The organism is Brumicola blandensis (assembly GCF_031846165.1).
GTDB lineage: Bacteria > Pseudomonadota > Gammaproteobacteria > Enterobacterales > Alteromonadaceae > Glaciecola > Glaciecola blandensis.
Map to the genome: position 1 here is coordinate 1 of NZ_JAVRIE010000011.1, position 8,688 is coordinate 8,688.

The following is an 8,688-nucleotide window of genomic DNA, read 5'->3' on the forward strand; positions in this document are numbered from 1 at the left end:
CCCACGAAGGTGGGGATCTAAGTTTTACTATTCAGGTAAAATTCATTTTTAATTCAGTTATCGTTCAGGCATCTCGCCCTATTATCCTTATCGAAAACAACATGATGCATTGCAACCTTGCATCACACTTTTATCCAATAAGGAAATATATGAAAACTACATTAGCGTCACTTCTTCTAATTACTGCGACTATCTCTTCACCTGCAGTGCTGGCGGCTGAATCTCCAGACTGGAACTTTGTAGAGGGTTCACTTGAAAAGTTCGATATTGATGATACAGACGAGCTTGCACCATTTGGCTTTGGTTTAAAGGGTTCATACTTGCTCACAGACAACATTTTCATCGACGGAAAATATAGGTTTCTGACTGATGATGTAGACGGTAGTGATTTTGATATCACAAACTTCGATATCAACATTGGTTATCGCTACGGTATTACAAGAACCACTGATATCTATGGTTCAATCGGTCGCAGATCAATCAATGTGGAAGTGAACGACTTCGAAGCTGATGACGATGGTACAGTGTATAAGGTAGGTACTCGCGCTCGTTTATCTGATGAAATTGAAGTGGATGCATCTCTTGCTCACGAACGTTTTGGTGATTTTAGCGACAACACGCTTAGTTTAAGTGGCCACTATTACTTAAATGAGCAACTAGCACTGGGCGCTGGTGTATCAACAAACGATGATGGTGAACAGCTTTCAGTATCAGTTCGCTATTCTTTCTAAGCTGTTTGATACCAAATAGCTGATAGTCTTAAATTGAAGGGACTGTGAATACTAATTCACAGTCCCTTTTCATTTATTATTTCGCCTCTTGAGTTAATTTGTCTACTGCGTAACTCAAGCGATCTTCTTCATCGCCCTCATCGTCTTTGTTTGGCAGCTTCAAGATGAGTTGTTTTCCGGCAACGAGCCAAGAAACGCCAAATGCCGATAAACAAACCACTTCTATCCAAAACACCGCTGTATCGAAAGTTGGGACAAAATAAGCAATTCCAATAAACAAGGGAATAGACACGACCATGGCAACTAAGCACGCTTTATAGATTAAAATTCGGCTTTTCAAGGTGCTTTTATCTTTAGTGCTAAGCCCCGCGAGCTTTAACTTTCGCCCAGCTCTCAGGTAAAACACTCGGCAAAAATAAATAAGACTGAGAATCAACAGAACCGCAGCCACCATATGAATGGTCGGGGCAGCGCTCACCAGACTTGCATTGCAATACTTTCTATCATCGTCTGGCGCCAGCGCCCTTAGCTCTTCTAATGAGTAAGGCGCTTCACATACACGCTGATCGATAACAAAACCGTTCTCAACCACCCAAAGTTTGTCCATACTTGTGGGGAAAAGAGCGACTGATACGGCGAATATAGCTGCCAACGAAGCCACTTTCCTCTCTGAAGACGTGTGCCCTTTGTAAGCCAATAAAAATGAACCAACAATAAATAGGATACCCACAAACACATCTCTTGAGCCTAAGTGATAAGTTAAACTTAAGCTCGTGGGATAAGCAGCCGTCTCAACCTCGGCAGAGGCGTTCACATGGTAAAGAATGACACATAAAATGATGATCGCGAAAGCAGCGAGACCAATCAGTGTTCTGAGGGTTCTATAGTGGAATACTGTGTTTTGCATTTTCCTACATCCTTGTGTGGGTTTTGGCACATAAGGCTTAGTATTGTACAAAAAACAAACAAAAGCTAATCTATATCTGGCGAATGCTCTTCTTTTAAGGCGATGACTTTGGCTCTTAATGCATCAGCCTCCACATCCTTAGGTGCCACGGCTTCACCGATACTTACTGACACTAACGACCAACGCAATCGAGGCAGACGCCACTTGGTTTTGCGTGAAAACATGCTGCCCCATAAACCACCTAGGTGCAAAGGAACAACCGGCACAGGACTTCGCGAAATAATTCTTTCTATTCCCCGTCTAAAAGTATCAATACTGCCATCACCCGTTAATTTACCTTCAGGGAATATGCCCACCAGCTCGCCACGTTCCAGCGCATGAGCAACGTCATCGAATGCGCGTTGAAATGCGACAGGATTAGCCTTTTCACTATCAATTGGAATTGCTTTCGCCATCTTGAACAACCAATGCAAGGACTTTGAATAGTAGATTGGGGCAAATACAACAAAACGAATAGGCCGTGGGGAGGCTGCTAGAATAAACATCCAATCCACGAAGCTCACATGATTCCCAATGATGACAGCGGGACCTTCATCCGGAATATTCTTTTCACCTTTGGTGCGAACTCGATACATACAAATAGCAAGCATGTAAATAACGAAACGAAGGAAAAACTCAGGGACTTTAGTATAAATATAGACAGAAATGAGAAGGTTCAAACCGGCAAGTAGCAGCAATAGCTGTGGAATGCTCCATTCTAAGACAGATAGAGTCACGATGCTGATGATGGCACTACCGACCATAAACAAAGCATTGAGCACATTGTTTGCGGCAATGACCCGCGAACGACTGTTTTCCTCTGTGCGCTGCTGAATCAATGCATATAAAGGTACCGTGTAGAACCCTGCAGCAATACCGATAGCCCCCATCCAAATAAGATGATAAATCATATCGCCGCTTGCAAACACCTCAGACACAGTGAGGAGACTTTCAGGGACATCACGATAAGCGCTAATGTTAGGCTCTTGACTCAGTAGGAATAGAAAAACGGTAATCAAAATGGCGCCAAACGGCACAATACCTAATTCGATTCGAGAACGAGACAGCTTTTCACACAGCAAAGAACCTATCGCTATACTCAGCGAAAACACCACTAGGGCAGCTGTCACGACGAGTTCATCCCCGCCCATCTCGTGCTTTACATAGTTAGGCAAGGCTGTGAGTATAATGGCCCCAATCAGCCAAAACCAAGAGATGCCGACAACTGACTTTCCTACCGATTCAGTCTGGGCGTTCAGCGTTTTAAACACGTCTTTGGTTGAAGAAAAAATATTAAACGTAAAATTTAGCTCTGGATCGTTCGCTGGGCTAAGCGGAATAAATCGGCTACTAATAAAACCGACAGTGGCCAGCGCTAAGATTGCGATGCTGATATACATCGGCCCCGCTTCTTGGGTGATGTAGTAAGTGCCAAAAATCGTGCCTAATAATATGGCGACGAATGTGCCAGATTCGACTAATCCATTTGCTTTGGTGAGCTCATCGCGAGCGACATGTTGAGGCAGAATCGAGTATTTTAATGGGCCAAAAAAGGTGCTCTGCAGCCCCATTAAGAATACTGTTGCCAACATAAGCCATATGAGCTGAGTTAGAATAGATATAGCACCAATTACCATAATCGGGATTTCACAAAACTTGATGATTCGGATCAGGCGCGATTTCTCATTTTTCTCTGCCAGTTGGCCAGCCATCCCCGAAAACAAGAAGAAAGGAAGAATAAACAAACCAGCGGCCAAGTTAGAGTAAAGTGCACCGTCGGCGACGCTCGCAGCTTGGAATATTAATAGAAGTAAAACCGCTTGTTTATATACGTTGTCATTCAGTGCGGAAAAGAATTGCGTAACGAATAAAGGTAAAAAACGTTTGCTGCTGAGTAAGCCGCTTTGGTCGCTGACACTTGATGGATGAGCTGTTTTCGTAGCGTCAGCGCCGTGAATAGGTTCTTTGTTTTGCATAGCATTCCGTACTATATTTCTGCGAAGAGCCTAGATTACACATTAAGCAAGATAAATACGACCTAACTTTTCACTAAATTTCTGACTGCCTTTAAGGCATCAACAGAAAAACCACGGTCGTAGAAATACAAAATCTTTCCCTCTGCATCCAGCAACATCACTCTGGCATTATTCGGGTTTTGATTGCCAGTATAACGTTGAATTTGGTCACCATCTTCGTAAACAGTTATTACACCTTTCCATAATTCTTTCGGGATCCCTTTACGCATGCCTTCGTCGATAAAGCCGCTGAACATTCTTGGTGCCATACCCTGGATTGTAGGAATTTCGTAAACATTAACCGGCGTTTCGGTCATATCTAGGCCAATCAACCAGCGGTCAATATCGAATTGAGAATCTTGTTTGTAGCCAAATAAAAGTAAGGTCATTTCGCCAGCGAAGTCCTTAGGTATGATCACAATCTCACCTTCAAGACTCTGACCTTTGGCCTCTGGGAGTGTTTCCCCCAATTGCACTTGGCTCGGATAATTATAATTAGCACAGGCACTGATCGCCAAAGCTAATACTGCAATGCTTAGAACTTGTCTTAAGGTTTTCACTCACTTCCCTCTTTTTTATAAATAACGTAAGTCTGTTACGCAGTATTTGAAAATAAAGATGTTTATTTTCTCGGCCAATTTGCATAACGTAGATAAAAAATATCATGGAAATAAATAATGGCAAAAGGCACACACCAATATCAAGACGATCCTCGCAACGAGACTATTTTGATTAACATTAACGGTGAGCTCTTCCCTCGCAGTGAAGCCAAAGTATCAGTATTTGATAGTGGCTTTATCCTTGGCGATGGTGTGTGGGAGGGAATTCGACTGCATCAAGGCCACCTTGCATTTATTCAGCAACATATGCGACGACTCTATGATGGTGCAAAAGCCCTAGATATGGATATTGGCATCAGTCAAACAGATCTCGTGAAACGAATTTACGATACATGCAAGGCAAACGACATGCATGATGGTGTGCATATCCGTCTGATGGTGACCCGTGGTATTAAAGCGACGCCCTATCAAGACCCTCGAGTGACTATTTCTCCTGCGACTATTGTAATTATTGCAGAGCACAAGAAAGCACTTGGTTTAGCTGATGGTGAAGGGGTGCGCTTGTTCACCTCACATGTGCGCAGAGGTTACCCAGATGTGCAAGACCCAAAATTGAACACGCATTCCAAATTGAACTGTATATTTGCCTGTATTCAAGCAGCTAAGGCACAAGTAGACGAAGCCCTGATGTTAGATCCTCATGGCTTTGTCGCCACTTGTAACTCCACTCACTTTTTTATTGTGCGGGACGGCGAAGTATGGACGTCTTCTGGTGATTTTTGTTTAGATGGTATCACTCGACGCAATGTCATTAATGTGTGCAAACAACATGGCATTCCGGTTTACGAGCGCAATTTTACACTTGCTGATGTTTATGCCGCAGACGAAGCATTTATTACCGGTACTTTTGCAGGCTTAACACCCGTATCTGAAGTAGATGGCCGTGCGATTGGCAAACGTACAAACCATTTAACCAAAAAATTAGAAGCCTTGTATGTACAAATGATCGAAGCAGATCACGCGGCAAATCAACGTACACAACTTTGCTAGGAGAACCAAAGCATGACAATTCGAATAGCAATGTGGTCTGGTCCAAGAAATATATCCACAGCAATGATGCGAAGTTGGGAAAACAGGGAGGATTGTAGCGTCGTCGATGAACCGTTTTATGCATATTATCTTCAACAAACTCAAAGCCCCCACCCCATGTTTGAGGAGGTGCTCAGCTCGCAATCGCGATTTTATAATGAAGTAGCGAACGAGATGAGTGAAGGTAAGTGTGATACGCCTGTTCAATATCAAAAACACATGACGCAGCATATGCTCAATGAGTGTGACTTAGCTTGGGCAAAAAATCTGCGTCACTGCGTTTTAATCAGAGACCCCGCTTATGTTGTCAATTCGTACACAAATAGTAGGGGCGACTGCACAGCAGACGACATTGGTATCCGCCGACAAGTAGAACTCTACGACTACTTCAGTCAGTTTAGTGAGCGACCAATACCTGTCATCGATTCAGCGTCTATTCTAGCCAGTCCAGAAACCGCTCTTCCTCATCTGTGTGACAGTCTCGATATCCCTTTCTCAGATAAGATGCTTTCTTGGCGCAAAGGCAAGCGTGAAAGTGACGGTGTTTGGGCAAGTCACTGGTATCATAGTGTTGAAGCATCCACTGGTTTTGCAAAACCAAAAGAAGCGTCATTTACACTCAATAAGTCACAGCAAAAAGTGGTCGACGAAGTGATGCCCTATTATGAATATTTAAAAACGAAGATTAGTTAGTGTAAGCTTTTTCAGACACCGCAGCGTTAAAACGCTTCGGGGGTGGGAATCTTTTTGCTGTCATACCATCCTCCTTCAATTATAATGGTCACTCGCTAGCATTTTCGAATGCCTGATTAGCGCAGCTATCAATTTGGCTGCACGCTACCAATGACTGTAATGTAACACCAACGAAAGAGAAATGAATGCCTTCTATCCAGCCAGCTTCCCGAAAAAAACACACGCCAAGGATGAAGGCTGAACGAGGTCTGTTTTCGTTCCCCAAATATTGGGCTGAATGCTTCGACCCCGCACCATTCCTACCCATGTCTCGCAAAGAAATGGACCAACTCGGTTGGGATAGTTGCGATATCATTATTGTGACTGGCGATGCTTACATTGACCATCCTAGCTTTGGTATGGCGGTTATTGGGCGCACCTTAGAAGCACAAGGTTTTAGAGTCGGTATTATTTCTCAACCAAACTGGCATTCAAAAGACGATTTCATGCAATTGGGTGAACCCAATCTTTTCTTCGGTGTGACAGCCGGTAACATGGATTCAATGATCAATCGCTACACTGCGGACCGTAAACTTCGCCATGATGATGCTTACACAGCAGGTAATGTAGGTGGCAAGCGCCCAGACCGCGCGGTAACTGTGTACACCCAACGCTGTAAAGAAGCTTACAAAAAACCTGTCGTTATTGGTGGGATAGAAGCGAGTTTGCGTCGCATCGCACACTATGATTATTGGTCAGATAAAGTAAGGCGTTCTGTCTTGTTTGACTCGAAAGCAGACATGTTGATGTTTGGTAACGCTGAGCGCCCCCTATTAGAAATGGCACACAGGTTTGCTGCAGGCGAAACTATCGACCAAATGCAGGACATTCGCGGTACCGCTGTTATCAGAAAAGAACCCCTGCCAGGCTGGCAAGGCGTTAACTCAACACACGTTGATACGATCGGCAAAATAGACCCCATTGTTAGTCCTTATGAAATAATTGAAGACAAGTGTGCGATTCAATCGGAAGAAGACAAGCAAGCAGCAATTGATGCTGAAAAAGCAAAACCAATCGTAGTTCAGCCCTTCACATCAAAAACAAAACGCGTGAAACCATGGGAGAAAACCTACGTTCTCTTACCGCCCTATGATGTTGTGCGTGCTGAAAAAACACATTACGCTCACACCTCTCGAATACTGCATCAAGAGACCAACCCTGGTTGCGCTAGAGCATTGGCGCAGCGTCACGGCGACAGATTGGTTTGGATAAACCCGCCTGCATTTCCTTTAGAAACTGAGGAAATGGATGCTATCTTCGACTTGCCTTATGCACGGGTACCGCACCCTAGTTATGGTAAGGCCAAAATACCGGCTTACGATATGATCAAGACCTCGGTCAACATCATGCGAGGCTGTTTTGGCGGTTGTACTTTCTGCTCCATTACTGAGCATGAAGGGCGTGTTATTCAAAGTCGTTCTGAAGAATCTATTATTCGTGAAATTGAAGAAATTCGTGACAAGGTCCCAGGTTTCACAGGTGTCATATCTGATTTGGGCGGCCCAACCGCAAATATGTATAAACTGCGATGCAAGAGTGCAAAAGCAGAGCAGACATGTCGTCGATTATCTTGTGTATGGCCAGATATTTGTGGCCACCTAGATACCGACCAAACACCCACCGTTAACCTGTATCGCAAGGCACGCGAAGTCGAGGGCGTGAAGAAAGTACTCATTGCCTCTGGCGTTCGCTATGACCTAGCCATCGAAGATCCGAACTACGTTAAAGAACTGGTTACTCATCACGTTGGCGGATATTTAAAAATAGCCCCTGAACATACTGAAAAAGGCCCATTAGATAAAATGATGAAGCCGGGTATGGGCACTTATGACCGCTTCAAAGAAATGTTCGATAAGTACACCAAGGAAGCAGGTAAAGAACAGTTTCTCATTCCTTACTTCATTTCGGCACACCCTGGGACAAGCGACGAAGATATGCTGAACTTGGCCTTATGGTTGAAAGAAAGAAACTTTAAGTTGGATCAAGTACAAAACTTTTATCCTTCGCCAATGGCTAACGCGACAACGATGTATCACACCAATAAAAACCCGATACACAAAGTGAATCATAAAAGTGAAGAGGTTGAAGTACCTAAGGGAGATATTCGTCGCCGTCTGCATAGAGCGCTATTGCGATATCACGACCCTGCTAACTGGCCACTTATCCGCCGAGCGTTAACGGAAATGGGCAAAGGATACTTAATAGGTAATGGCGCCAAGTGCCTAGTACCTTTTGAAAGCCGCAATGAACTCAAAGGCAGTGAGCAACGCGCTTATGCTAAACGCTCTGTGAACAAAGCTGTTGCGAAAGGTAAAACACCAAAGCATCAGCAGGGCCTAACAAGGTTTAGTGACAACCAGCCTCATAACAAGGCGGCAGAAGAAGCGTCAAAAGCCAAGCCAAAAACCAAAGGCAAACCGAAGCACCGCCGCGGTAAATAAAAAAAGGGGTCAGAGTTAAAATAAAAAGGGGTCAGAGTTAATTTTCCCTTTCAGGTTTGAGCAGGCAATTGATAATGTAAACACGCTTTACGGCATCCTGCCCGCTCCCAAACGGCATCCATGCCGTTTGAAGGTTTACATTATCAATTGCCTGAACAAACCGCGAAAAAATTA

At 44.0% G+C, this 8,688-nt stretch carries 7 protein-coding genes; 4 read left to right on the forward strand and 3 right to left on the reverse strand.

The genetic code is table 11. The features are described 5' to 3' along the window. A partial coding sequence (locus tag RM544_RS17470; protein WP_311363114.1) for a porin family protein occupies positions 1-731 on the forward strand: 731 nt, incomplete at its 5' end. Between the two features lie 76 nt (positions 732-807). Here RM544_RS17470 and RM544_RS17475 read toward each other — a convergent pair. The 3 genes from RM544_RS17475 to RM544_RS17485 form a co-directional block, all read right to left on the reverse strand. Further along, positions 808-1,638 carry a hypothetical protein gene (locus RM544_RS17475; protein WP_311363115.1) on the reverse strand — a complete coding sequence of 277 codons (831 nt, stop codon included), beginning with the start codon at positions 1,636-1,638 and terminating at the stop codon, positions 808-810. Between the two features lie 65 nt (positions 1,639-1,703). Then, on the reverse strand, positions 1,704-3,653 hold the full coding sequence (locus tag RM544_RS17480; RefSeq protein WP_311363116.1) for an MFS transporter: 1,950 nt from the start codon (positions 3,651-3,653) through the stop codon (positions 1,704-1,706). A 62-nt stretch (positions 3,654-3,715) separates the two neighbouring features. After that, positions 3,716-4,252, reverse strand: a complete 537-nt coding sequence (locus tag RM544_RS17485; protein WP_311363117.1) for a hypothetical protein — start codon at positions 4,250-4,252, stop codon at positions 3,716-3,718. 117 nt (positions 4,253-4,369) lie between these two features. Between RM544_RS17485 and RM544_RS17490 the strand changes: the two genes are divergently transcribed. The 3 genes from RM544_RS17490 (at position 4,370) to RM544_RS17500 (ending at position 8,514) form a co-directional block, all read left to right on the forward strand. Further along, positions 4,370-5,302 (forward strand): aminotransferase class IV, encoded by a 933-nt coding sequence (locus RM544_RS17490; RefSeq protein ID WP_311363118.1) that lies wholly within the window; start codon positions 4,370-4,372, stop codon positions 5,300-5,302. A 12-nt stretch (positions 5,303-5,314) separates the two neighbouring features. After that, positions 5,315-6,034 carry a sulfotransferase-like domain-containing protein gene (locus RM544_RS17495; RefSeq protein ID WP_311363119.1) on the forward strand — a complete coding sequence of 240 codons (720 nt, stop codon included), beginning with the start codon at positions 5,315-5,317 and terminating at the stop codon, positions 6,032-6,034. A gap of 185 nt (positions 6,035-6,219) precedes the next feature. Beyond that, on the forward strand, positions 6,220-8,514 hold the full coding sequence (locus tag RM544_RS17500) for a YgiQ family radical SAM protein (protein WP_311363120.1): 2,295 nt from the start codon (positions 6,220-6,222) through the stop codon (positions 8,512-8,514). Positions 8,515-8,688 lie beyond the last annotated feature (174 nt).